We start from the raw sequence: 22,843 nt of genomic DNA on the forward strand, positions 1-22,843 counted from the left end.
GGGGGCCGACCGGGAGCGCGGGGCCCGCTTCGGGTGTCAGCCCTCGAAGCCGACCGTGCCGTCCGGCAGGATCGCCTCCACGCGCGCGCCGTGCTCCACCGTCCGGCTCACCGTGCAGAACTTCTCGTGCGTCAGGCGCACCCCGCGGGCGAACACCTCGGCCGCCTTCGGGTTGTTGTCCGGCAGCTCGAACTCGTAGCTGACCCGGATCCGGCCCACCCGGCCGTCGTCCTCGGGTCCGGAGACCGACTCCACCACGATCTTCAGGTCGTCGTGGTCCACGGCCCGCGCGGTCCGGTCCACGACGAGCCCGCCGCAGCCGCCCATCGCCGCGAGCAGCAACTCGACCGGGGTGAACGAGGGCTGCGCGTCGGCGTCGTCGGCGGCGGCCATCCGGACCTCCGCGCCCCGGTCGTTCCGGGCGGTCCAGTTCCGGTACCCGGTGCGGACGGTCTCGATCCGGTAGTCGGCCATGGCGGCGGTCTCCTTCGTTCTGGGGTGCGTGCTCGTACGGTACGGCCGCCCGTGTCCGACCAGCGGAAACTCGTTCGTGTCGCACGGAGCGCCGTGGGATGGTGAGCGGCGTGAACAGAACTACCAGGTTCGCGGAAGTGGACCGCCGGTGGCAGGAGCACATGAGCGCTCCCTTTCCCCCCGGGCTGCGCGGTGCGGACAGGGCAGGGGTCGACGGCAAGGCCGTCGACATGGTGATGCTCGACTCCGACACCGCCGGTTGCGTGATGACCTGGCGCGGCGACGGCACCTCACTCGACGCCAGAGGCTGGAGGGTCCTGCGTCTCTGCGTGGCTCATCTGAGCCACATGCTGCCGTCGCTCGAAGAGGCCGACGACCCCCACTACTGGCAGCGCCTGCGTGACATCGGTCAACTCGTCCTGGATGCCGAGCCCCAGTCCGGCTGACGGTCGGGCGACCATCTCGGCGAGCGGCTCGGGGCGATCACGCCATCGCCTCGACGCCATCGCTCCGGCTCGCTACGGCAGGGCGCCCGCGCGGGCCCGGACGACCGTCCCCCAGGCCTGCGCCACCGCGCCCCAGACCGTGCGGAGTTCGGGCTCCGCGCGACGTACCGAGGCCACGGCGGACCCCGGTTCGGTGCCCGCCTCTCGTACCCGCTCGCCGTCCTCGGCCGCCCACTTCGCGACCGCGTCCCCGTCCACCTCCGGATGGAACTGCACCGCCCAGCCGACGCTCCCGACCCGGAACGCCTGGTGCGGGCACTCGTCGCCCGTCAGCAACGGGACCCCGCCGGGCGGCAGTCGGTCCACGTCGTCCCAGTGCCACTGCGCCGCCAGGGCTCCGTCCGGCACCTCGCCGAGCACGGGATCCTCTGCCACGGCCGGCAGCCTCCGGATCTGCACGGCACCCAACTCCGGTCCCTGGGAGCGTGTCGTCACCGAACCGCCCAGGGCGTGGGCGACGATCTGGCCGCCCAGACAGATCCCGAGCAGCGGTATCTCCTCGGCGACGGACTCGCGGACGAGCGCCCGGACGCCGGGCAGCCAGGGAGCGGCCTCGTCGTCCTCGCAGTTCACCGCCCCGCCGAGGACCAACAGGCCCGCGTGACCCCCCAGGTCGGCCGGCAGCGCCTCGCCCTCCCAGGCGCGCACCACGTCGAGCCGGAGGCCGACCCGTACGAGGTGCTCGCCGACGAGCCCCGCGCCCGCCTCCTCCTCGTGCTGCACCACGAGTACGGCGGCGGGTGCGGGCGCGGGTGGGGGCGCGGGTGCGGGCGCCGCACCCGTCGTCCCCGTCGCACCCGTCGTCTCCGTCGCTCGTGTCGTCTCCGTCGTCACGGTCGCTCCGCCTCCAGTGGTCCGCCCGGGAACGCCTCGTCGCGTCCGCAGACCCCGAGGATCGCGGAAGAGACGTTCGTGCGGGAGTCCTCGGGGGCACTCGCACGATCACGGCTGAGTAGCCGCGTACGCCGGTCTGAGTACCTGGACCGATACGCCGACCCCCGCGCCCTGCTGGACTGTGACCATGACCTTCGACGTCCGGCGCGCCCGCCCCCTCCAGCACGTCACCGCCACCGGCACGGCCCTCGCCGTCGCCCTCGGCCCGGTCGTCGTCGGTGCGTTGCTCGCCCGGTCGGTGGGCGGTGACCCGATGGCATCCGTCAACGCCCTGATCGCGGGCGGCGGACAGCGCGCCCGGATCTCGTCCGCCCAGCTCCGCTCGTCCGCCCGGCTCCGCTCGGGCACGCGACTCGGCTCGGGCGCCCTGCACCGCTCGGGCACGCGACTCCGCTCCCGGGCGACGCGAGGGGTTGCCCGCCCGCCCCGCGGCGCCCGCGAGGGCGGCGGCTGGAGGTCGACTTGGCGGTGACCTGACAGTCGTCCCACCGAAGGCACCTCGGAGGTCTCCCACATGAGCGATGATCGGCACATCCGAGGAGGCACCCGGGCGCCGGCTGCGGGACCATGACGAAGGGCACACCGAATGGCGAGGCGGCACCCCGTGCGGGACGACCACCCCACGAGCGACGAGGGGGACGGGACCGCGCGTTCCGAGGCGGTGGACGAGAGCGACGCCCCGCGCGGAACCAGCCGACGCCGGTTCCTCGGGTACGTCCTCGCCGCCCCCACCCTCACCGTCGCCGCCCAGCTCGGCGCCGAGGCCCTCGCGCCCCGGCAGGCCGCCGCCGCGGCCCCCGCGCTCATCCCGTCGCTCCCCGGGCCCGCCGAACTCCTCGACCTCAACGAGCTGCTCACCCTCGCGGCCCTGCCCACCAGCCACCTCATCACCATCCGCCTCGACGAGGACGGCACCGCCCACTTCGCGCTGCCCCGCGCCGAGGTAGGCCAGGGCATCACCACCTCCAGCGCCATGATCGTCGCCGAGGAACTCGACCTGCCCCTCGACAAGGTGAAGGTGACGCTCGCCGACGCCCGGCCCGAGCTGCTCTTCAACCAGCTGACCGGCGGCTCCAACACCACGTACTCCACCTACCACCCCCTGCGCGTCGCCGCCGCCGTCGCCCGCGGCCGGCTGCTGCGCGCCGCCTCCCTCGTCCTCGGCGAGGCCGTCGGCACCCTCACCACCAAGGCCGGCGCCGTCCTCTCCCCGGCCGGCGCGCTGCTCGGCTACGGCGAGCTCGCCGTGAAGGCCGCCGCCGTGTCCGACACCGCCGTCGAGGTCACCCTCAAGGACCCCGACCGCTTCCGGCTCATCGGCACCGGGCAGCGCCGTGTCGACGCCCTCGAAGCGGTCACCGGTCGCAAGAAGTTCGCGATGGACCTCCAGGTCCCGGACGCCCTGCCGACCATGGTCTGCCGCCCGCCCACCATCAACGGCACCGTCCGCTCCGTCGCCAACCTCGCCGAGGTCCGGGCCATGCCCGGCGTCACCGACGTCGTCACCGTCTCCACCGGCGTCGCCGTCCGCGGCCGCACCTTCGGCCAGTGCGTCGACGCCGTGCGCGCCCTCCGGGTCGACTGGGGCCCCGGCACCGCCGAGGGCGCCTCCGACGCGACCGTCCTCGCGAAGCTCCGCCGGGCCGAACTCCCCCTGGTCGTCCCGCCGCTGCCGCTGCTCACCAAGGCCGTCGACGCCCGCTTCACCTTCCACTTCGCCAGCAACGCCGCCCTGGAGACCAACTGCGCGATCGCCGACGTCCGGGAGGACTCCGCCGAGATCTGGGGTTCGCTCAAGGCCCCGATCGTCGCCCAGGAACAGATCGCCCTGAAGCTCGGTCTGCCGCTCTCCGCCGTCCGCGTCCATGTCACCGAGGGCGGCGGCTCCTTCGGCCGCAAGCTCTTCCACGACGCCGCCCACGAGGCCGCCGAGATCTCCCAGGCGATGGGCAAGCCCGTCAAGCTGATGTGGCACCGCACCGACGACTTCCGCCAGGGCCGTACGCATCCGATGTCCACCTCACGGGTCCGCGCCACGTACACGCTCGGCGAGGTCCTCACGTACGAGCAGCGGCACACCTCCGTGGCCACCGACTTCGGGCACGGCATCGGCGAGCTCCTGACGGCGGAGGCGGCCCGGCTGCCCGTCGGCGACCTCGCCTTCTCCGAGACGATGTTCCAGCTCACCCAGATCAGCCCCTACCACCTCGGCGTCACCACCCAGCTGCTCTCCGAGACCGACAAGGGCTTCAACACCGGGTCCATGCGCAACATCTACTCGCCCAACGTCCGCTGCGCCCAGGAACTCGTCATGGACGAACTGGCCAGGCGCATGGGCCAGGACCCGTACGCGATGCGCCGCCGGCTCATGAAGGACCCGCGGGCCCGCGCCGTCCTCGACAAGGTCGCCGAGGTGGGGGAGTGGGGCCGCGCCATGCCCGCCGGAACCGCCCAGGGCATCGCCGTCCACACCGAGTACCACTCCGCCGTCGCCATGCTCGTCGAGATCGACTGCCGCCCCGAGACCACCGGACGGAGGATCCCCGGCGCGGTCACCGGACCACGGGTGACCAAGGTGGTCTGCGCCGTCGACGTCGGTCTGGCCGTCAACCCGCGCGGCCTGGAGGCCCAGATGATGGGCGGCATCTCCGACGGCATCGCCATCACCCTGACGTCCGGGCTCCACCTGCGAGACGGGCACTTCCTCGAAGGCAGCTGGGACCAGTACTTCTACACCCGGCAGTGGAACACCCCGCCCGAGCTGGAGATCATCGTGATGCCCTCGACCGGTGACAAGCCGGGCGGCGCGGGCGAACTCGCGGTCGCGGGCGCCATGGCCGCCGTCGCCTGCGCCTACGGCCGGGCCACCGGCACCATGCCGACGGTCTTCCCCGTCAACCACGCCGACCCGCTCCCCTTCACCCCCCTGCCGACCGTCCCGCCCGTCCCCGCCTCGCCGACCGACGGCCGCGACCGCGCCCTGTAGAGACCTGGAGCAGCATCCGTGCCGCAGCACACCTTCATCCTGAACGGCAAGGCCGTCACCGCCGACGTCGAGGGCGACGTCCGGCTCCTCTGGGTCCTCCGGGACGTCCTCGGCGTCACCGGACCCAAGTACGGCTGCGGGGTCGGCGTCTGCCGGGCCTGTACGAGCCACCTCAACGGCAAGGCGTTCACACCCTGTGCCGTTCCCGTCGAGGACCTCGCCCCGACCGACGAGGTCACCACCATCGAGGGACTCCCCGACACGGTCGGAAGCGACCTCCACCCCATGCAGGAGGCCTGGCTCGACCTCGACGTCGCCCAGTGCGGCTACTGCCAGCCGGGCCAGATCATGACCGCCGTCGCTGAGGTCCGCCGCGCCCGGGAGGCCGGGCGCGAGATCACCGAGGCGGACCTGGACACGATCCGCAACATCTGCCGCTGCGGCACCTACCACCGCATCCGGCAGGCGGTCCTGGAAGGGTCCCGCCGCATGGAGTGACATCGGTGCGCACCGCCGGAGCGGCTCTACGCCGACCCGGCCGCCAACTTCTCCCGTACGGCGCCCAGATACTCCGCCACCGCGTCCCGGTTCCGGGTGAGGCACCGGATCCGCTCGGTCATCCGGTCCCGCTCCTCCTCGAGCGTCGCCAGCATCTCCGGCGTGGCGTCCGGGAAGTGGATGATCCGCGGCTTGTCCAGGCACGGCAGGATCTGCTTGATGAGCCGGGTCGGCAGCCCGGCGTCGAGGAGCCCCCGGATCTGCGCGACCCGGTCCAGGTTCGACTCGTCGTAGACCCGGTAGCCGTTCGGCTGCCGGTCCGCGACGATGAGGCCCTGTTCCTCGTAGTAGCGCAGCAGCCTGCGCGGTGTGCCGGTGCGTTCCGACAGCTCCCCGATCCGCATGGGACGCCCCCTCCCGGGACTCGCTTGACCTTCACATCAATGTGAGGGTTCGAGCATAGGTCCATGAGCAACCACACGACAGTGGCGGCCGGTTCCGCCACGACCACTCCCGCCCTTTCGAAGCCCGTCTCCGAGAGGCCCACCCCCGCGACGCCAACCCCCGCGAAGCCCACCGGCCGACTGCCCCTCGCCGCCCTGCTCGCCCTCGCCACCGCCGTCTTCGTCACCAGCCTCACCGAGACCCTCCCCGCCGGTGTCCTGCCCGGCATGAGCGCCGACCTCGGTGTCGGCGAGGCCGCCGCCGGGCAGTCGGTCACCGTCTACGCGCTCGGCACCGCCCTCACCGCCGTCCCCCTCGCCGCCCGCACCGCCGGCTGGCGCCGCAAGCGCCTGCTGCTCACCTCGGTCGCGGGATTCGCCGCCGCCAACACGGTCACCGCCGTCTCCTCCTCGTACGTCCTCACCATGGGCGCCCGGTTCCTCGCCGGGGTCGCCGCGGGGGTGGCGTGGGCCCTGCTCGCCGGTTACGCCCGCCGCCTCGCCCCGCCGCACCTCCAGGGCCGGGCCGTCGCCGTCGCCATGACGGGCATCCCGCTCGCGCTGTCGCTCGGCGTCCCGGCGGGCACCTTCCTCGGCGCCGCCGCCGGCTGGCGGACCGCCTTCACCGCCATGACCGTCATCGCCGTCGGACTCCTCGGCTGGATCGCCCTCGCCGTCCCCGACCTGCCGGGCGAACAGCGTGGCGGGCGGGCCCCGGTCGCCCGGACGCTGAAGGTCCCCGGGGTCCTGCCGGTCCTCGCCGTCACCTTCGCCCTCGTACTCGCCCACACCGTCCTCTACACCTACGTCGCCGCCTACCTCGGTCACCTCGGCCTGCCCGGCTCCACCGGGCTCGTCCTGCTCGTGTTCGGAGTGGCCTCGCTGGCCGGGATCTGGATCACCGGGCGGTACATCGACCGCAGGCTCCGGGCCCTGACCCTGACCGGGGCGGTCCTCGTCGCCGTCGGCGTCGCCGCCCTCGCCGTACCGGCCGGGAGCACCGCGCTCGTCCTGGTGGCCGCCGGACTGTGGGGCCTGGGCTGGGGCGGTGCGCCGACGCTGCTCCAGACGGCCGTCGCCGAAGCGGGCGGGGACGCCGCCGACACCGCCCAGACGATGCTGGTCAGCCTCTGGAACGCGGCCATGGCGGCCGGCGGTCTCGCGGGCGGCCTCCTCCTCGGCGACCTCGGCGCGGGGGCCCTCCCCTGGAGCGTCCTGCTCCTGCTCGTCCCCGTCGTCGCCGTCGTCACGGGAGCCCGCGCCCACGGCTTCCCCGCCCACCGGCGCCCCTGAGGTGCCGGAGTGCACGAAGGCCCCCACCGCGCCAGGGCGGTGGGGGCCTTCTGCCGTGCGAGCGGGGCGGCTCAGACGGCCGGCGGGACCCGGCCCGGGCGGCCCGAGCCGCGCGTCAGCACATAGCCGCCGATGCCCGCGAGGGCCGCGAGGACGCCACCCGCCGCGGTCCAGAGCCAGCGGTCGGACCACCACCCGGAGGACCAGCCGTCCTCCGGGGCCGCGGCCTCGACGGCGGAGGGACGTCCGGCGTCCTCGTCGGCCTCCGCCTCGTCGGCCGTCGTCGCCCCGGGCACGAGCGGCGCGGCGAGCGAACCGTCGGTCGCGTAGGCGCCGCCCTTGTCGACGGTGCTCACCCCGAGCCGGGCCGTGAACGGCTGGCCCAGGTCCTCGTCCGGCAGAGAGGTGGCGGTCAGCCGTACGTAGTAGCTGCCGGGCAGCGGGTCGTTCGACCAGGTGTCGGCCGAGGCGCGGACCGGCCGCAGCACACAGGTGAGCCGCACCGTCGCGGTCTCCTTCGCCGCGGCGCGGGACTGGGTCCCGTACATGCAGGGCTGGCGCCGGCGGAGCCCGTCGTACACGTCGACCCGCCAGGTGGCGGGCCCGTGCCGCAGGGCCGCGTCGGGCAGGGTGACGGTGGCGTCCACCGTCGGCCGCTGCCCGGTGTCCGCGGGGAACACCCAGTACAGGTAGTCACCCGTGGCGGCCTGCGCGGTGGCCTGCTGCCCGGGGAGGAACCGCGCGGCGGTACGGAAGGTGGTGCCGGCTTCCGTAGGCCCCGCCGTGGAACGGGTGTCCGCGCCAGGGTCGGTCGAGGGGGAGGGGGAGTCGGCCAGGGCCGGGGCCGCGAGTCCGAGGAGAGCGGCGCCCGCGAGGGTGGCCGCGGCGAGCGTGCGTACGGTACGCATCAGTGGGTCCTCCAGACAGCGACGCGCCAGCGGGACAGCCAGCCCCAGAGCAGACCGGCCACGAAGCCGACGAGCACCAGCGCGCCGAGCAGCCACCAGCCGCGGCCGAGACCGAAGGAGGCCACGTCCGAGGCGGTCGAGGGGCCGTCGACGACGTCCACCGTCAGTTCGATGGGCATGCCCGGCGTCGTCTTGACCGACGGCGGAGCGGAGAAGGAGTTGCTGACCTGGAGACAGACCGTCTCGGCGGCCGGCTTGGCGTCCCCGGGCTCGTCGTCGAGCTCCGGCTTCGGATAGCGCAGGCCCGTCGAGACGACGTCGGTGCGTCCGTCGCCGGCCTCGGAGCCGCGGACGATCTCCCGCCCGTGGCGGGTCACGGCGCGCAGCAGCACGCCGTAGTCGTTGTTGACGGCACGGTCGGCCGGCACGCTGACGGAGGCGCGGAGTTCCTGACCGGGCAGCAGGTCCACCCGGTACCAGCGGTGCTGGCCGAAGGTCTCGCGGTCGGTGTACAGGCCGGGCTTGAGCTGCGGCGCGTCGGCGCAGCGCAGCGCGCCCTCGGTGGCCACGGGCGTGACGACCGGGTCGGCGGCCCGGTCGACCAGCTGCCGCACCCGGCGGGAGAGGTCCTCGGTGCGGTGGACGGAGGTGTACGTGCCTCCGGTCGCCTCCGCGATGCAGGTGAGCTGCTGCCGGGTCTTGGCGTCCGGCACGAGGCCCAGGGTGTCGATGACGAGATGGATGCCCTTCGCCGCGATCTCGCGCGCCACCTGGCACGGGTCGAGCGGGGCGCAGGTGTCCTCGCCGTCCGTGATGAGGACGATCCGCTTGGTCGCCCCGTCCTCGCCGAGGTCGTCGGCCGCGCCGAGCAGCGCCGGACCGATCGGGGTCCAGCCCGTCGGGGCCAGGGTGGCCACGGCGGTCTTGGCCTCGGTCCGGTCGAGCGGGCCCACCGGGTAGAGCTGCCGGGTGTCCTTGCAGCCGCGCTTGCGGTCGTTGCCCGGGTAGTCGGCGCCCAGGGTGCGGATGCCGAGCCGGACCTCGGCGGGCACCGCGTCCAGGACCTCGTTGAAGGCCTGCTTGGCGGCGGCCATCCGGGACTTGCCGTCGATGTCCTTGGCCCGCATGGAGCCGCTCACGTCGAGGACCAGCTCGACCTTGGGGGATTCCTTCGCCACCGGCGCGTCCGCGGTCGCGCTCGTCGGCAGGAGCGCGACGCTCAGGGCGGCGAGCAGCGCGCAGGCCCCGGTCGCCAGCCGTTTTCTCGTGATCATCGCCGGATCGTATTGATGATCCTCCGACAATCCAAAACGGGGGTGGACGCCGGGCTCTGAGATCCGGTCAGAACGGGGGAGGGCGTGCGATACGCCGCGACCGCCCCCCGCGTGTCAGCGGTGTTCGGGGTTCGGGAAGTCCGGCTCGCAGCCGGCGTCCCAGGCCGAGCGCTGGTTGCCGTGTGCCGGGATGCGCTCATCCCCTACGGGTCGGTCCTCCGCTGCCAGGCGCCGTACCTCGGCCAGCGCCTCGCTCACCGCTGCCGGGATGTCCGTCACCGGGAAGCGCGCGTGCCGCACCGTGCCGTCACGGTCGATGACCAGCACGGTCCGTTTCAGTCGCAGCAGTTGTCCGGCGCGGAAGGTGGGCAGGCGCAGGGCGGCGGCGAGGCGGAGGTCGACGTCGGAGAGGAGGGTGAAGGGGATGTCCTCCTGGTTCGCGAACACGCGCTGTTCGTCCGGGCGTTGGGTGCTGACGCCGTGCACCTCCGCGCCCGCGGCACGGAAGTCCTCGTAGGCGTCCCGGAACAGCCGGTTCTCCAGCGTGCAGCCGACGGTGCCGGGGATGTGGGACCAGCCCTCCGGCAGGGGGCTGGGGCTCCCGGTCGCCGGATAGCAGAACAGGACGGTGGCCACGCCGTCGGCCACCGGGTCGACCGGCGCGCCGTCCCGGTGGCCGGGCAGTCGCAGGCGCGGCAGTCGCCGGCCCGTCAGGTCCGCGACGCGCCGTGCCTCCGCGCTCGTCTCGTCGGCGGTGCCGCTGAGCGAGCCGTCGCCGAGGAGCCAGCGGTCGGCCCAGTCCTGCATCGACAGCAGGACCGGCAGCAGCCCCCGGCCGCTCTCGGTCAGCCGGTACTCGTGCCGAGTCGGCCGCTCCTGGTACGGGACCTTCTCCAGCACCCCTGTCTCCACCAGGTGCGCCAGGCGTTCGGTGAGCACCTTCCGGGAGATGCCCAGCTCCTCCTGGAGCGCGTCGAACCTGTGGTGCCCTCGGGCGGTCTCCCGGATCAGAAGCAGGCTCCACCAGTCGCCGACCACCGCCGCGGCCTGCGCGATCGCGCAGGCGGCGTCCCGCTCGGGAACCGACCTCATCACTGCGTCTCCACTTCTGCGCGCACGGCGGCCGCTCGTCGGGACCATCTTGCGCCATGAGGTCGGTTCCGGATAGAAACTGACCTGGAACGAGTGAGTTCCCAAAAGAGACTAACAAGACCCGGGGGTGGGCGCCGTATGAGCGGAACACAAGCGATCCAGGAGCACGACCGACGCGACGACGAACGGGAGCCCTCATCGCCGGGCGTCTTCTGGCGTTTCTGGGGCGCCTCCACCGTCAGCGGCGCGGGCACCGCCGTCACCGCCCTCGCCCTGCCGCTCGTCGCCCTCACCGTCCTCGACGCCACCGCCTTCGAGGTCGCCCTGCTCGCCGCCGCCGGGCAGGTCTCGTGGCTGCTGCTCAGCCTCCCGGCGGGCGTCCTCGCGCAGCGCGTGCCGCTGCGCCGGCTCCAGGTCACGCTCGACCTCGTACGGTTCGCGGCGCTCGGATCGCTGCCGCTCGCCTGGTGGCTCGGCACCCTCACGTATCCGCACCTGCTGCTCGCGGCACTCGTCACCGGCGCGGCGACCGTGCTGTTCGACATCGGCAACTCGACCTTCCTGCCCGCCGTCGTCCCGGCCCGGCAGCTGGCCGCCCGCAACAGCGTCATGTCGGGCACGCACGCCGTCACCGACACCGGCGGTCCCTCCCTCGGCGGCGTCCTGATCGGCGCGACAGGCCCGGTCGGCGCGCTCGTCGTGGACGCCGCCAGCTACCTGGCTTCCGCCGTGCTCCTGCGCACCCTCCCCGAGAGCCGCCCCGCGCCCCGCACCGGCGAGAGCGCGCTGCGGCTGATGCGCGAGGGATGGCGGTACGTCACCAAGCACCCGGTCATGCGCCCCTGCATGATCTGGGCGACCGCCGCCAACTTCCTCAACGCGGCCCTCGTCGCCCTCACCCCCCTCTACCTGGTCCGTGAGGCCGGCCTCGACGCCGCACAGCTCGGTCTCGTCCTCGCCATGGACGGGGCCGGCGCGCTCGCCGGCGCCGCCGTCGCGGTCCGCGTGACCACGCGCCTCGGCACTGCGCGGGGCGTCATCGTGGCCGATCTGGCCGGCGGCGCGCTGCTCCTGCTCGCCCCGCTGACCACGTCGGCGGGGGACGCGTACTGGTTCGCCCTGGGCAACGCCGGCTTCGCCTTCGGCACCGTCATCGGCTCGATCGCCACCCGCACCTACCGGCAGACGCAGTCGCCCCCGGAACTGCTGTCCCGCGTGATGGCCACGGTCCGCTTCGTCTCCTGGGGCGCGCTGCCGCTCGGCGCGCTCACCGCCGGCCTCCTCGCCACTCATGTCGGCGCCCACACCGCGCTCTGGACCGTCTGCGCCGCCGCGCTCCTGCCCCCGCTCTACCTCTTCTGCACCAAGGTGGGCCGCCACCGCGACCTCATCTGTGGCCCTGGCGCCACGACACCGTCAGATCACTGACCACGTAGACGCGTTCCGGCGACGGCGCACGAGCTTCCGCCGGACCTTCGACCGTTTCGGCCCGCCCTCAACGGTGCTCGGGGTTCTCGAAGTCGAACCGGCAGCCGGCGTCCCACTCGGAGCGCTGGTTTCCGTGGGCGGGGATGCCACCGGTGTCCTTGAGCATCCTCGCCAGGTGGAGCTGGTTCCAGGTCATGAAGGTCGTGTTGCGGTTCGTGAAGTCGTTGTCCGGCCCGCCCGAGCCGGGGTCGAGGTACGACGGACCCGGGCCGGCCTCGCCGACCCACCCGGCGTCCGCCTGCGGCGGAATGACGTATCCGAGGTGCTGGAGGCTGTAGAGGACGTTCATCGCGCAGTGCTTGGCGCCGTCCTCGTTGCCGGTGACCAGGCAGCCGCCCACGCGACCGTAGTAGGCGTACTGGCCCTGCTCGTTGAGGATCGACGAGCAGGCGTACAGGCGCTCGATCACCTTCTTCATGACCGAGGAGTTGTCTCCCAGCCATACAGGTCCAGCCAAGGTGAGGATGTCCGCGGCCATCACCTTCGAGTAGATGACGGGCCACTCGTCGGTCTCCCAGCCGTGCTCCGTCATGTCAGGCCACACACCGGTCGCGATGTCGAGATCCACCGCTCGCAGCACCTCGACCGCGACGCCCTGGCGCTCCATGATCCCGGTGCTGATGTCGATCAGCCCCTGAGTGTGGCTCCGCTCCGGCGAACGCTTGAGCGTGCAATTGATCACCAGGGCGCGGAGACCACGGTAGGACGTGCCGGTGTCGGTCATGGATGCGTTCCCCTGCGGACGAGTGGACGGGTCGGGCGGCCGAACACGCCCGGCTGCCGACGTCGATGGGGCTCCGGGTGGGGCAGGCCGAGAATCGCGTCCACTCTCTCGCCTCGTTGGACGGAATCACCGGACGCCACGCCCATGCTGACGAAGTCACTACGCCGACGGGTGCCGCGGGACTGCGTCGACGAGCGCCGCCAGGGCCGCCCCGAGCGCCTGCGCCCCCGGTCCCGCCGGGCCGCCCGGCTCGCTCATGTAGACATCGCGCCGAATCTCGATCATGAGTGCGCAGACCCGCGGATCCTTGCCGTAGTACGCCAGCGGTACGTACGTCCCGGCGAAGGGCGTGTCCGTCGCCAGGCCCCCGAACCCGCCGAACGCCTCCCGTGCCGCGTCCAGCAGGGCCGGCGGCGTGTGGAAGGCGTCGGTGCCGAGGCAGACCGGCGGGCGGGGTCCCTCGCCGTGCAGCTCGTACGGCAGCGGCCCGGTCGGGTACGAGTGGACGTCGATGATCACGGCCCGCCCCGTCGCCTCCAGCCGCTCCGCCACCGCGGCGGCCATGCCCTCGGCGTACGGAGTGAAGTACCGGTCGATCAGCGGCGCCGGGTCGAACCCGGCGGGGCGGAGCGCGGCGCGGTGTGTGGTCCGCGTGTACACCGCGCCCATCCCGACGGCCAGCATCTCCTCGCGTTCGTCGGGGAAGCGCTCGGGGTCGACGACCAGCCGCGACAGCCGGTTGACGAACCGCCAGGGGGTCGGGCCGGCGGTCGCCGCGGCCACCGCCGCGATCTCCGCGGTGTGGGCGTCGGTGATGTGGTCGAGCTCGCGGGCCAGTTCCCCGTCGCCGAGCAGGATGCCGTCGCGCACGTCCGGGGGTATCACCCGGGAGGAGTGCGGTACATGGAGGAGGACGGGGGAGTCCGGGGCGCCGGCGAGGACGTCGTACGAGCGGGAGGTCATCGCCTCACCTTTCCACAGGTCGTCGGTCCGGTCAGCGGTCGACCGTCACCGCCGCGTGGATGGTCTTGCCGTCGGGACCCGCGTCCACGGTCACCTCACGGCACAGACGGAGCACGATCGGCCAGCCGTAGCCGCCGGGACGCAGCCCCTCGCCGCGCTCGTACAGCGGGGCCTCCCCGCTGGCGTCGGACACGGACACCGTCACCCGGTCGCGTCCGATCCCGATCCCGAAGCCCGTGACGCCGCCCCCGTGCCGGTGCGCGTTCGTGACCAGTTCCGAGGTGACGAGCAGCAGGTCCTCGACCTGGGAGGGCGGCAGGGGGTCGAGCGCCGCGAGGGTGTGGCGTACGAGCTGCCGCGCCTGCGCCGGGCTGCGGACCGGAGGCGAACCGGCTTTCCCGGCGCCCCGCGGGTCCGACCCGGGGGCCCGGGACCGGGTGGCGCTCCTGGTCTTCATCGCGGATCCCTTTCTTCCTGTTCCTGGCTGTTTCTGAGCAGGTGATGGGTTTCGTCTTCCCGTTCGAACCGGGGTGATGTGTCCCTTCCGGTCGGAATCGGCCGCGAGCGGACCAGGAGTGCCTTCAGGAAGCGGGGGTACGAGAACCGGGACCGCTGAACGGACCGCGAGCCAGAGGAGGTTGTCCCCGTGCGGACCGATCCGGCAGAGGCGACGACGACGTACGCGACGAACGGGACGGGCGAGGAGCTGCCCTTTCTCGAGGTCCCCCACGCGGTTCCACCCCGGGACGCGCGCGCCCTGTCGAAGGTGTTCCTCCGGGAACTGGCGGCGCGGGAGGAGGGGACCGAGGGCCACCAGTACGTCCGGAACACCCTCATCGAGATGAACATGTCACTGGTGGTGTACGCGGCCGGGCGGTTCCGGGCGCGCGGCGACGAGAGGGAGGACATCCTCCAGGTCGGCATGGTCGGTCTCATCAAGGCGATCGACCGCTTCGACCTGTCGCGCGAGGTGGAGTTCGCCACCTTCGCCGTGCCGTACATCGTGGGTGAGATCAAGCGCTTCTTCCGCGACACCACCTGGGCGGTGCACGTCCCGCGCCGCCTCCAGGAGGCACGGGTGGAGCTGGCCAAGGCGACCGACGAGCTGAGCTCGCAGCTGGGCCGGGCCCCGCGCATCGCGGAGCTGGCCCCGGCCATGGACCTGTCCGAGGACGAGGTGGTCGAGGCCCAGGTCGCCGCCAACGGCTACCACTCCACGTCCCTGGACGCCACCTTCGCCGGCGACAGCGAGGACGACGACGGGGCGCTGGCCGATGTCATCGGCCAGGAGGACCCGGCGCTCGCCCTCTTCGAGGAGTTCCACACCCTCGCCCCGCTCCTGGAGGCCCTCGCCCCGCGCGACCGGCTGCTGCTGCACTTCCGCTTCGTGGAGGAGCTCACCCAGACGCAGATCGGCGAGCGGCTCGGCGTCTCCCAGATGCACGTCTCACGACTGCTCGCCCGAAGCCTGGACCGGTTGCGGGACGGCATGGTCGATGACGGTGGTGAGGGCTGAGAGGTCCGAGAGGAACGCGCGGCCCGGCCCTCCCCGGGCCGCGCGTCGGCGGAGTCAGCGGACCGAGCTCAGGAACGCGCGGGTGCGCTCCTCCGTGGGAGCGTCCAGGAGCTCGTCGGCCGGTCCCGACTCGACGATCCGGCCGCCGTCGAACATCAGGATCCGGTCCGAGACGTCCCGGGCGAAGCCCATCTCGTGCGTCACACAGAGCAGCGTGATGTCGGTCCGCCGGGCGACGTCCCGCAGCACGTCCAGCACCTCCGCCACGAGCTCCGGGTCGAGCGCCGAGGTCACCTCGTCCAGGAGCAGGATCTTCGGCCGCATCGCGAGCGCGCGGGCGATGGCCACCCGCTGCTGCTGGCCGCCGGAGAGCCGGGTCGGACGCGCGTCGACCTTGTCGGAGAGTCCGACCAGGTCGAGCAGGTCCCTGGCGCGGTTCCCGGCCTCCTCCCGGCTCTCGCCGAGCACGTGCACGGGCGCCTCGACGACGTTCTCCAGGACGCTCATGTGGGGGAAGAGGTTGAACTGCTGGAAGACCATGCCGATCCGCCGCCGTCGCGCGGCCAGATGACGCTCGCTCGCCGGCACCAGCTTCCCGGCCGCCCGGCCCGGCATGTGGGAGAACGGCTCCCCGTCCACGTGGATGACGCCCTCGGTCACCCGCTCCAGCGTCATGAGGAGCCGGAGGATCGTGGTCTTCCCGGAGCCGCTCGGGCCGATCAGCGTCACACGTTCGCCGCGGGCGACCTCCAGGTCGAGGCCGTCCAGCACGGTGTGGTCCCCGTACCGCTTCGTGACCCGGTCGAAGCGGACCGCAGGGTGCGAGGCCGGGTTCTTGGTGAGGTCCTCGGACAGCTCCTCAATGGGCAAGGCGTGCCTCCAGTCGTCGTATCAGCACCGAGGTCGGCCAGCTCGCGAGCAGGAACACCGCGGCGGCCAGGGTGAAGCTCTCCAGGTAGGCGAAGTGGGTGCTGCCGAAGGTGTTCGCCTCGTGGACCATCTCGTGCACCGTGATCACCGAGAGCAGGGGTGTCTCCTTGAACATGGAGACCGCGTAGTTGCCCAGCGGCGGCAGTACGTTGCGCACCGCCTGCGGCAGCACCACCGCCCGCCAGACCCGCCGGCGCGGCAGCGACAGCGCCGTGCACGCCTCCCACTGCCCCTTCGGCACGGCGTCGATGCCCGTCCGGTACACCTCGGAGAGGTACGTGGCGTAGTGCACGCCGAGCACCAGGACACCCAGCGTCGGCGCGTCGAGCCCCGGCACGAGTACCCAGGCCGCGAACAACTGCACCAGGAGCGGGGTCGAGCGGACGAACCCGGCCGCCCCGCGCACCGGAAGGGCCAGCCACGCGGGCCCCGCGCGCTGGGCGAGGGCGAGCGCGAGTCCCAGGACCATCGCGACGCCGAAGGCGAGCACCGTCGCGACCAGGGTGACGCCGAAGCCCTCCAGCACGGTCGGCAGAGCGGCCCGGGCCGCCTCTCCGTCCCACATCAGGCGCCTCCTTCCTGCCCGAGGCGGGCCTTCGCGGCCCGCTCCAGGGCGTTCATGAGGAGGCTCAGGACGACGGCCAGGCCGAAGTAGAGCCCCAGGAGCAGCAGGTACGAGGCGGCCGTCGCGCCCGTCGACGAGCGCAACTGGTCGATCTGGAAGGTGAGATCCGGGACCGTGACCAGCGAGAGCAGCGGCGTCGCCTTGAGCAGCTGGACGAGCAGGTTCTTGAACGGCGCCACCATCAGTGCGTGCGCCTGCGGCAGGACGACCCGCCGCAGCCGCAGCACCGGGCCCATGCCGAGCGCGATCGCCGCCTCGGTCTGGGCGCGGGGGACCGCGGTCACCGCCCCTCGCACGACCTCGGAGCCGTACGCCCCGAAGTTGAGACCGAGCGCGAGCACACCACAGGCCAGCGGTTCCAGCCGGAAGCCGACCATCGGCAGCGCGAAGAACAGCCAGAACAGCTGCACGTACAGCGAGGTGCCCCGGAAGAACTCCACGACGACCCGCACCGCTCCGCGCACCGGCAGCCGCGCCGACCGGGAGAGCAGCCCGAGCGTGTACGCGAGGACCAGGGCGAGCGCGGCGCCGAGCACCGTGGCCTCCACCGTGACCAGGAGTCCCTCGCCGAGCCGGGGCAGCGCCCGGCGGAGCTCGGGGAGGAATTCAGCCATTCCGGCCGCCCGCCGATCCGAGGCCCGTCACCGGGCCGCCCCTCGACACCACGCCCGCCACCGGGCCGCCCCCCGACACCACGCCCGCCTCGGGGCCGCCCCTCACCCGGCGCACAGGTCGGCGGTCCGCAGGGAACGGGGCGGAATCTCGCGCGCGGTGAAGCCGTAGCGGCCCAGGAGGTCCACGAACCGGTCCGGGGAACCGGTGATCTTGAGGAGCTCCTTGTTGAACGCGTCCCGGAGCCCGGTCGCGCCCGGCCGGAACACGGCTCCGCCCGCGCCCAGTTGCCGCTCGCCGTCGACCACCGGCACGAACGCCTCGGTCACCTCCACCGCGGCGTCCCGGTTCGTCCGCGCGAGCCAGCGCAGCGAGATGGCGGTCAGCGCGAAGGCGTCGATCCGCCCGGCGAGGAGGGCGTCGAGACCGTCCTGCTGCTTGGCGAGGGTCTTCACCGACCCGTCGGGGACCCCCGCCGCCTTGGCGAAGGACGCCTCCACCGCGGCCGTCAGCACACCGACGGTGACACCCTTCGCCGCGCAGGACGCCAGGTCGCTCAGCCCCTTCGGATTGCCCTTGCGGACCATCAGCGCGGTGGGGGAGACGAACTCCGGCTCGGAGAAGATCACCTTGGCGCAGCGCTCGGGCGTGATCGACATGCCCGCGCTCACCACGTCGAAGCGGTCGGCGAGCAGCCCGGGGATCAGCGCCCCGAACTCGGTCAGCGTCGGACGCAGTTCGCGCACCCCGAGCGCCGTGAAGACCTCGCGGTGCAGCGTCGGGGCCTCACCGGCCGGCTCGGCGCCGTCCTGGAAGCCGTACGGCGCCTCACCGGCGAACCCGACCCGCACGAAGCCCTGCTTCCGCAGCCGCGCCAGGAGTGCGCCGTCGTCCTCGGGCGCGCCCGAACCGACCTGGGTTCGGGCGCAGGCCGACAGCAGCCCGGGGGTCAGGGCGAGGCCACCGAGGAGCGCCGTTCTGCCGAGGAAGCCGCGTCGGTCCAGGCGCGCCGCGCCGGTCACGTGTGGTCCCACGAGGGCGCGGCGATGAACGAGGGCCGCCGGACGGGGGCGGCGAAGGGCGCCTCCGGCTGGTTCTCGACGCTGTTGAAGACGAGGAACACATTGCTCCGGGGGTAGGGGGTGATGTTGTCGCCCGACCCGTGCAGGGCGTTGCAGTCGAACCAGGTGGCGGATCCGGCCGGGCCCGTGAAGTGACGGATGCCGCAGGCGTCGGCGAACGTGGTCAGCGCCTCGTGGGACGGCGTACCGGCGTCCTGCATCTGGAGCGACCTCTTGTAGTTGTCCTTCGGAGTGGCACCGGCGCAGCCGAGGAACGTGCGGTGCGAACCCGGCATGATCATCAGGCTGCCGTTGGTGGTGTGGTTCGGCGTGAGCGCGATGGACACCGACACGGTCCGCATCCTCGGCAGGCCGTCCTCCGCGTGCCAGGTCTCGAAGTCCGAGTGCCAGTAGAAGCCGCTGGCCCCGAAGCCGGGCTTGACGTTGACCCGCGACTGGTGGACGTAGACGTCGGAGCCGAGGATCTGGCGGGCGCGCCCGAGGATCCGCGGATCCTGGGCCAGCCGGCCGAAGACCTCGCTCATCCGGTGCACCTCGAAGACGGAACGTATCTCCTGCGAGCGGGGCTCGACGACGGCCCGTTCGTCCGCCCGGACGGCCGGGTCGGAGACGAGCCGGTCCAGCTCCGCACGGAGCGCGTCGACCTCGTCGGGGGTGACGATCTCGTCGACCGTGACGAAACCGTCTCGGTCGTACTCCTCCAGTTCACGGGCCCAGAAGGGGCCCGCCGTGCCGGGCTCGGACCACACGACGGGGTCCTTGCGGCCGATCAGTTCCTCCTTGGGGCCACGGGTGGGGTAGAGGTCGACGGGGCGGGTGGGTGCGGAGGGCATGGGGGAGCGTGCTTCCTTTCGCATGGGGGTGTCGGCTTCGGGCCGGGGGGCGCGCCGGGCTCAGACGTCGTCGGATGCGGGCTCGGGCTCGGTCAGCAGCGGGTAGACGCCGTTCTCGTCGTGGTCCTCGCGCCCCGTCACGGGCGGGTTGAAGACGCACAGGCAGCGGAAGTCGGCCTTGACCTTGAGGGTGTGGCGCTCGTGCCCGTCGAGCAGGTACATCGTTCCGGGCACGATCGTGTACGTGCGGCCCGTCTCGTGGTCGGTGAGCTCGGCCTCGCCGGCCGTGCAGACGACGGCCTCGACGTGGTTCGCGTACCACATGGCGGTCTCGGTGCCGGCGTACAGCACCGTCTCGTGGAGGGAGAACCCGACCCGCTCACGGGCCAGGACGATGCGCTTGCTCTCCCAGGTGCCGGAGGCGGCCCTCACGTGCCGCTCGGTGTTCTCCAGCTCGTCGAAGGTACGGACGATCATGGGGTACGACTGCCTTTCGGGTCATCGGGCCGACCGGTCGGCCGGCCGTCGGAACGTCGGGTCGGGAGAGGGGTCAGGCGGTGTGGCGGACGGAGCGGGCCAGGATCCCGAGGCCCTCGTCGAGTTCGTCGTCCGTCGCGGTCAGCGGCGGCAGCAGCTTGACCACCTCGCCGCGCGGACCCGAGGTCTCCACCAGGAGGCCGGTCTCGAAGGCGCGTCGGCACACGGCGTCGGCGCGCTCCCCGTCGGCGAACTCCAGGCCCCACACCAGTCCGCGGCCGCGGACGGAGAGGCCGGTGCGCCCGTCGCCCCCGCACAGGTCGAGGAGGGCGCGCTCCACCCGGTCCGCCCGGCCCAGGGTGCGCGCGCGCAGGGCGCCGTCGCGCCAGTAGGCGTCGAGGGCGGCCGTGGCGGTGACGAACGCGGGGTTGTTGCCGCGGAAGGTCCCGTTGTGCTCGCCGGGCTGCCAGACGTCGAGCTCCGGCCGGAACAGGCAGAGGGCCATGGGCAGGCCGTAGCCGCTGATGGACTTGGACAGGGTGACGATGTCGGGCGTGATGCCCGCCTCCTCGAAGGAGAAGAAGTCGCCGGTGCGGCCGCAGCCCATCTGGATGTCGTCGACGATGAGGAGCATCTCGTGCCGGCGGCAGAGCTCCGCGAGCGCGCGCAGCCACTCGGCCCGTGCGACGTTGATGCCGCCCTCGCCCTGGACGGTCTCGACGATCACGGCGGCGGGGTGGTCGAGGCCGGAGCCGGCGTCGTTGAGGAGCCGCTCGAACCAGAGGAAGTCGGGGAGCTGCCCGTCGAGGTAGTCGTCGAAGGGCATGCGGATGGCATGGCTCAGCGGGACGCCCGCGCCGGCCCGCTTGGCGGCGTTCCCGGTGACGGCGAGCGAGCCGAGCGACATGCCGTGGAAGGCGTTGGTGAAGGAGACGACGGTCTGCCGCCCGGTGACCTTGCGGGCGAGCTTCAGCGCCGCCTCCACGGCGTTGGTGCCCGTGGGGCCCGGGAACATCACCTTGTAGGGCAGGGCGCGGGGCTCCAGGACGGTGCTGTGGAAGGTCTCCAGGAAGTCGCGTTTGGCGGTGGTCGACATGTCGAGGCCGTGGGTGACGCCGTCGTTGCCGAGGTATTCGAGGAGGGCCCGCTTGAGCACGGGATTGTTGTGGCCGTAGTTCAGCGAGCCGGCGCCGGCGAAGAAGTCGAGGTACGGACGCCCGTGCTCGTCGTACAGCCTGCTGCCACTGGCGCGCTCGAAGACGACGGGCCAGGCGCGGCAGTAGCTGCGGACCTCCGATTCGACGGTCTCGAAGACGGAGGGCATGGCGATGTCGGTCAGGGTCACGAAGTCTCTTCTCCAGAGTGGGGTACGGGGGTCTGGCGTGCGCGATCGACGGCTCAGGAGACCGGCGGGCCGAGGGGGCCGATGCGGTACAGCACCTCGGACCCGTGTCCCGCCGCGGGGAACGCGGCGGCCGGGAACAGGACCTCCTGTGTCACCTCCGCGCCGTGGCGACGTGCGAACGAGCGGAACAGCCGGTCGGAGGCCAGGTTCCCCGGGGTGACGGTCGCCTCGATCCTGCTGGTCCCGTGCTCGGCCGCGACCCGCGCGGACAGAGCGTCGAGCAGGGTCCCGGCTACCCCGCTTCCGCGGTGCGAACCCTCGACGGCGATCTGCCAGACGAAGAGGGTGTCCGGCTCGTCGGGGCGCAGATAGCCGGTCACGAAACCGATCGGGCGTCCGGAGGCGTCACGGGCGATCGCGGTCGTGTCGGCGAAGTCGCGGCACCACAGCAGATAGCTGTAGGGCGAGTTGAGGTCGAGTTCGCCCGAGCCGCGGGCGATCCGCCAGAGCTCGGCGCCGTCCGCGATCGTCGGGGGAGTCGTGCGGGGAGTCGTGGTCGTACGGCCAGTGGTCAACGGGGTCATGGGCGCCGAAGCTACTCAGTGGATCTCGGAACTTCCTGGTCCGAGGGGCTTGTTACGGACACGAGGCCGTGATAGATGCGTCGGCCCCCTCCGTGGCGGGAATGTGTGCCACGTCGCACGGAAAAGGCCATCAAAACGGGGCGTATCCACCGTTTATAACGGACTGGTAACGTCTCTTGGGGGTGTCCGTCTTTCGCGCCAAGAGCGTGAGAACATCCGCCATTTGACGTTTGAAGGAGGCCGCAGCGGTCAGGTGTAGGGGTCTGTCCGCGTGCGGTGCCTGACGTACCCGACGCGGAACATGCCGGAGCCGGGCCGGGTACGACGACCCCGGCCCGGCTCCGTTCACCGCTGTGACGCGCGGCCTACCAGATCGCCTCGACCCACTCCGGGTGGTCGATGAACGGGTTCCGGTTGCCCTGGTAGGTGGTGAAGATGACGTCGTTGCGACGCTCCTCGAAGGCGCTCGGCGGGTCCTGTTCGTTCCACTGCTTCAGGATCGAGAGGCGGCCGTGGAAGCGGACGCTGCCGTTGGTGGTCGACTCGTTGGGCTCCAGGTCGGCCCAGGCGTCGTCGCCCTCGTAGCGGACGGCCATGTAGAGGATCATCCGGGCCACGTCGCCCTTGTCGGCGTCGCGCGGCTCGAACGAGTCGCTGTCCGTGTAGCTGCCGGGAGCGCCGCTGACCGCGCTGCCGCCGTTGTCCCAGTCCTTGTTGCCCCGGATGCTGTTGATCTGGACGTCGCAGGCCCGCAGGTGGTGCAGGTCGGTGCCCGGGCCGGCCGAGGTGCCGAAGTTGCCGTGGGACTGGGCCCAGGTGTGCTCGCGGTTCCAGTCGCCGACGTCGCCGCCGTTGAGGCTCTTGCTCCGCGAGGTCCCGCTGTAGAGCAGGATGACGTTGTTGGTGTTGTTGGGGTCCTGGTCGGCGACCTTCAGCGCGTTCCAGACCGCGTCGTACGAGATCTTGCTCTGGCTGCTGATGATGGTGTGCAGCGAGGACTTGAGGCTCGTGCCGGTCTTGCCGATCGCGTTCTTGTAGTACGTGCTGTCGTACGCGGGGGTGGTGGCGCCGGCGGGGGTAGCGGCGACCGTGGGGAGCGTGACGCCGACGAGGGTGGCGGCGACGGCCGCTGCCCACACCTTCCATCTGCCGATCCGCACAACGGACATGGGGGGCCCTTTCCCGGGGACGGTACGCGTGGGACGGCGGGCGTCGGCTCAACGATTCCGCTGTCTACGCGTGTTGACTTCGTGTCATCGGGAGAGTGGCACACGACAGGTACCTGTCATGTAACGG

General features: G+C 72.3%; 25 protein-coding genes. 7 read left to right on the top strand and 18 right to left on the bottom strand.

Annotated features, from left to right (window positions below):
• Positions 1–36: 36 nt before the first annotated feature.
• A complete protein-coding gene (locus tag N5875_RS35965; RefSeq protein WP_073902499.1) occupies positions 37–474 on the bottom strand; it encodes an OsmC family protein in 438 nt (145 codons plus the stop codon).
• Positions 475–635: 161 nt separating this feature from the next.
• Between N5875_RS35965 and N5875_RS35970 the strand changes: the two genes are divergently transcribed.
• Positions 636–920, top strand: coding sequence for a hypothetical protein (locus tag N5875_RS35970; RefSeq protein ID WP_318212786.1), 285 nt, complete (start codon positions 636–638; stop codon positions 918–920).
• 72 nt (positions 921–992) lie between these two features.
• On the opposite strand, the gene N5875_RS35975 is transcribed toward N5875_RS35970, so the two are convergent.
• The gene (locus N5875_RS35975) at positions 993–1,814 is read right to left on the bottom strand and encodes a type 1 glutamine amidotransferase (RefSeq protein WP_338498507.1); all 822 of its coding nucleotides are present in this window, start codon (positions 1,812–1,814) and stop codon (positions 993–995) included.
• A 187-nt stretch (positions 1,815–2,001) separates the two neighbouring features.
• Between N5875_RS35975 and N5875_RS35980 the strand changes: the two genes are divergently transcribed.
• The 3 genes from N5875_RS35980 (at position 2,002) to N5875_RS35990 (ending at position 5,358) form a co-directional block, all read left to right on the top strand.
• Complete coding sequence (locus N5875_RS35980) at positions 2,002–2,346, top strand: hypothetical protein (RefSeq protein WP_338498509.1); 345 nt, start codon at positions 2,002–2,004, stop codon at positions 2,344–2,346.
• A gap of 114 nt (positions 2,347–2,460) precedes the next feature.
• Positions 2,461–4,860, top strand: a complete 2,400-nt coding sequence (locus N5875_RS35985; protein WP_338498511.1) for a molybdopterin cofactor-binding domain-containing protein — start codon at positions 2,461–2,463, stop codon at positions 4,858–4,860.
• An 18-nt stretch (positions 4,861–4,878) separates the two neighbouring features.
• A complete protein-coding gene (locus N5875_RS35990) occupies positions 4,879–5,358 on the top strand; it encodes a (2Fe-2S)-binding protein (protein ID WP_318212790.1) in 480 nt (159 codons plus the stop codon).
• A gap of 26 nt (positions 5,359–5,384) precedes the next feature.
• Here the strand turns inward: N5875_RS35990 and N5875_RS35995 are convergent, their stop codons facing one another.
• A complete protein-coding gene (locus tag N5875_RS35995; RefSeq protein WP_318212791.1) occupies positions 5,385–5,762 on the bottom strand; it encodes a MerR family transcriptional regulator in 378 nt (125 codons plus the stop codon).
• Between the two features lie 63 nt (positions 5,763–5,825).
• Between N5875_RS35995 and N5875_RS36000 the strand changes: the two genes are divergently transcribed.
• A complete protein-coding gene (locus tag N5875_RS36000) occupies positions 5,826–7,094 on the top strand; it encodes an MFS transporter (RefSeq protein WP_338498514.1) in 1,269 nt (422 codons plus the stop codon).
• A gap of 71 nt (positions 7,095–7,165) precedes the next feature.
• On the opposite strand, the gene N5875_RS36005 is transcribed toward N5875_RS36000, so the two are convergent.
• The 3 genes from N5875_RS36005 to N5875_RS36015 all read right to left on the bottom strand — a co-directional run bounded on the left by N5875_RS36005 (position 7,166) and on the right by N5875_RS36015 (position 10,368).
• Complete coding sequence (locus tag N5875_RS36005; protein WP_338498515.1) at positions 7,166–8,002, bottom strand: hypothetical protein; 837 nt, start codon at positions 8,000–8,002, stop codon at positions 7,166–7,168.
• Positions 8,002–9,276 (bottom strand): VWA domain-containing protein, encoded by a 1,275-nt coding sequence (locus N5875_RS36010; protein ID WP_338498517.1) that lies wholly within the window; start codon positions 9,274–9,276, stop codon positions 8,002–8,004. Before N5875_RS36010 ends, N5875_RS36005 begins: the two co-directional genes overlap by 1 nt.
• 114 nt (positions 9,277–9,390) lie before the next feature.
• A complete protein-coding gene (locus N5875_RS36015; RefSeq protein ID WP_338498518.1) occupies positions 9,391–10,368 on the bottom strand; it encodes a winged helix-turn-helix transcriptional regulator in 978 nt (325 codons plus the stop codon).
• 138 nt (positions 10,369–10,506) lie between these two features.
• Here N5875_RS36015 and N5875_RS36020 point away from each other — a divergent pair, with 138 nt between their 5' ends.
• On the top strand, positions 10,507–11,796 hold the full coding sequence (locus N5875_RS36020) for an MFS transporter (protein ID WP_318212796.1): 1,290 nt from the start codon (positions 10,507–10,509) through the stop codon (positions 11,794–11,796).
• Positions 11,797–11,863: 67 nt separating this feature from the next.
• Here the strand turns inward: N5875_RS36020 and N5875_RS36025 are convergent, their stop codons facing one another.
• The 3 genes from N5875_RS36025 to N5875_RS36035 all read right to left on the bottom strand — a co-directional run bounded on the left by N5875_RS36025 (position 11,864) and on the right by N5875_RS36035 (position 14,000).
• Positions 11,864–12,580 (bottom strand): flavodoxin family protein, encoded by a 717-nt coding sequence (locus N5875_RS36025; protein WP_338498521.1) that lies wholly within the window; start codon positions 12,578–12,580, stop codon positions 11,864–11,866.
• A 159-nt stretch (positions 12,581–12,739) separates the two neighbouring features.
• Positions 12,740–13,543 carry an N-formylglutamate amidohydrolase gene (locus tag N5875_RS36030; RefSeq protein WP_338498523.1) on the bottom strand — a complete coding sequence of 268 codons (804 nt, stop codon included), beginning with the start codon at positions 13,541–13,543 and terminating at the stop codon, positions 12,740–12,742.
• Between the two features lie 31 nt (positions 13,544–13,574).
• Positions 13,575–14,000, bottom strand: coding sequence for an ATP-binding protein (locus tag N5875_RS36035; protein ID WP_318212799.1), 426 nt, complete (start codon positions 13,998–14,000; stop codon positions 13,575–13,577).
• A 189-nt stretch (positions 14,001–14,189) separates the two neighbouring features.
• Between N5875_RS36035 and N5875_RS36040 the strand changes: the two genes are divergently transcribed.
• Positions 14,190–15,059: an RNA polymerase sigma factor SigF gene (locus N5875_RS36040; protein WP_318212800.1), complete on the top strand. Its 870-nt coding sequence runs from the start codon at positions 14,190–14,192 to the stop codon at positions 15,057–15,059.
• A gap of 54 nt (positions 15,060–15,113) precedes the next feature.
• Here the strand turns inward: N5875_RS36040 and ehuA are convergent, their stop codons facing one another.
• The 9 genes from ehuA to N5875_RS36085 all read right to left on the bottom strand — a co-directional run bounded on the left by ehuA (position 15,114) and on the right by N5875_RS36085 (position 22,716).
• A complete protein-coding gene (gene ehuA, locus N5875_RS36045) occupies positions 15,114–15,929 on the bottom strand; it encodes an ectoine/hydroxyectoine ABC transporter ATP-binding protein EhuA (RefSeq protein ID WP_318212801.1) in 816 nt (271 codons plus the stop codon).
• On the bottom strand, positions 15,919–16,554 hold the full coding sequence (gene ehuD, locus N5875_RS36050) for an ectoine/hydroxyectoine ABC transporter permease subunit EhuD (protein ID WP_318212802.1): 636 nt from the start codon (positions 16,552–16,554) through the stop codon (positions 15,919–15,921). The genes ehuA and ehuD overlap by 11 nt, the downstream gene beginning before the upstream one ends.
• Positions 16,554–17,228: an ectoine/hydroxyectoine ABC transporter permease subunit EhuC gene (ehuC, locus tag N5875_RS36055; protein ID WP_318212803.1), complete on the bottom strand. Its 675-nt coding sequence runs from the start codon at positions 17,226–17,228 to the stop codon at positions 16,554–16,556. Before ehuC ends, ehuD begins: the two co-directional genes overlap by 1 nt.
• 102 nt (positions 17,229–17,330) lie before the next feature.
• Positions 17,331–18,248 (bottom strand): ectoine/hydroxyectoine ABC transporter substrate-binding protein EhuB, encoded by a 918-nt coding sequence (ehuB, locus tag N5875_RS36060; protein WP_318212804.1) that lies wholly within the window; start codon positions 18,246–18,248, stop codon positions 17,331–17,333.
• Complete coding sequence (gene thpD, locus N5875_RS36065) at positions 18,245–19,141, bottom strand: ectoine hydroxylase (RefSeq protein ID WP_338498526.1); 897 nt, start codon at positions 19,139–19,141, stop codon at positions 18,245–18,247. The genes ehuB and thpD overlap by 4 nt, the downstream gene beginning before the upstream one ends.
• A gap of 60 nt (positions 19,142–19,201) precedes the next feature.
• Positions 19,202–19,618 carry an ectoine synthase gene (locus tag N5875_RS36070; protein WP_030314862.1) on the bottom strand — a complete coding sequence of 139 codons (417 nt, stop codon included), beginning with the start codon at positions 19,616–19,618 and terminating at the stop codon, positions 19,202–19,204.
• 73 nt (positions 19,619–19,691) lie between these two features.
• Positions 19,692–20,963 (bottom strand): diaminobutyrate--2-oxoglutarate transaminase, encoded by a 1,272-nt coding sequence (gene ectB / locus N5875_RS36075; RefSeq protein WP_338498530.1) that lies wholly within the window; start codon positions 20,961–20,963, stop codon positions 19,692–19,694.
• A 53-nt stretch (positions 20,964–21,016) separates the two neighbouring features.
• Positions 21,017–21,547 (bottom strand): diaminobutyrate acetyltransferase, encoded by a 531-nt coding sequence (ectA, locus tag N5875_RS36080; RefSeq protein WP_338498532.1) that lies wholly within the window; start codon positions 21,545–21,547, stop codon positions 21,017–21,019.
• A gap of 365 nt (positions 21,548–21,912) precedes the next feature.
• Entirely contained in the window at positions 21,913–22,716 is an 804-nt protein-coding gene (locus N5875_RS36085; protein ID WP_318212808.1) for an endonuclease, read from the bottom strand.
• Positions 22,717–22,843 lie beyond the last annotated feature (127 nt).

The organism is Streptomyces sp. SJL17-4 (assembly GCF_036826855.1).
Taxonomy (GTDB): domain Bacteria; phylum Actinomycetota; class Actinomycetes; order Streptomycetales; family Streptomycetaceae; genus Streptomyces.

Excerpts from the sequence above, each read along its gene's own strand:
- ehuD (WP_318212802.1), bottom strand. The coding sequence starts at position 16,554 with ATGTGGGACGGAGAGGCGGCCCGGGCCGCTCTGCCGACCGTGCTGGAG.
- N5875_RS35965 (WP_073902499.1), bottom strand. The coding sequence starts at position 474 with ATGGCCGACTACCGGATCGAGACCGTCCGCACCGGGTACCGGAACTGG.
- N5875_RS36070 (WP_030314862.1), bottom strand. The coding sequence starts at position 19,618 with ATGATCGTCCGTACCTTCGACGAGCTGGAGAACACCGAGCGGCACGTG.
- N5875_RS36035 (WP_318212799.1), bottom strand. The coding sequence starts at position 14,000 with ATGAAGACCAGGAGCGCCACCCGGTCCCGGGCCCCCGGGTCGGACCCG.
- N5875_RS36025 (WP_338498521.1), bottom strand. The coding sequence starts at position 12,580 with ATGACCGACACCGGCACGTCCTACCGTGGTCTCCGCGCCCTGGTGATC.
- ehuC (WP_318212803.1), bottom strand. The coding sequence starts at position 17,228 with ATGGCTGAATTCCTCCCCGAGCTCCGCCGGGCGCTGCCCCGGCTCGGC.
- N5875_RS36085 (WP_318212808.1), bottom strand. The coding sequence starts at position 22,716 with ATGTCCGTTGTGCGGATCGGCAGATGGAAGGTGTGGGCAGCGGCCGTC.
- N5875_RS36015 (WP_338498518.1), bottom strand. The coding sequence starts at position 10,368 with ATGAGGTCGGTTCCCGAGCGGGACGCCGCCTGCGCGATCGCGCAGGCC.
- ectA (WP_338498532.1), bottom strand. The coding sequence starts at position 21,547 with ATGACCCCGTTGACCACTGGCCGTACGACCACGACTCCCCGCACGACT.
- N5875_RS35970 (WP_318212786.1), top strand. The coding sequence starts at position 636 with ATGAGCGCTCCCTTTCCCCCCGGGCTGCGCGGTGCGGACAGGGCAGGG.
- N5875_RS35985 (WP_338498511.1), top strand. The coding sequence starts at position 2,461 with ATGGCGAGGCGGCACCCCGTGCGGGACGACCACCCCACGAGCGACGAG.
- N5875_RS36010 (WP_338498517.1), bottom strand. The coding sequence starts at position 9,276 with ATGATCACGAGAAAACGGCTGGCGACCGGGGCCTGCGCGCTGCTCGCC.
- N5875_RS36000 (WP_338498514.1), top strand. The coding sequence starts at position 5,826 with ATGAGCAACCACACGACAGTGGCGGCCGGTTCCGCCACGACCACTCCC.
- thpD (WP_338498526.1), bottom strand. The coding sequence starts at position 19,141 with ATGCCCTCCGCACCCACCCGCCCCGTCGACCTCTACCCCACCCGTGGC.
- N5875_RS36030 (WP_338498523.1), bottom strand. The coding sequence starts at position 13,543 with ATGACCTCCCGCTCGTACGACGTCCTCGCCGGCGCCCCGGACTCCCCC.
- N5875_RS35980 (WP_338498509.1), top strand. The coding sequence starts at position 2,002 with ATGACCTTCGACGTCCGGCGCGCCCGCCCCCTCCAGCACGTCACCGCC.
- N5875_RS35995 (WP_318212791.1), bottom strand. The coding sequence starts at position 5,762 with ATGCGGATCGGGGAGCTGTCGGAACGCACCGGCACACCGCGCAGGCTG.
- N5875_RS36020 (WP_318212796.1), top strand. The coding sequence starts at position 10,507 with ATGAGCGGAACACAAGCGATCCAGGAGCACGACCGACGCGACGACGAA.
- N5875_RS36005 (WP_338498515.1), bottom strand. The coding sequence starts at position 8,002 with ATGCGTACCGTACGCACGCTCGCCGCGGCCACCCTCGCGGGCGCCGCT.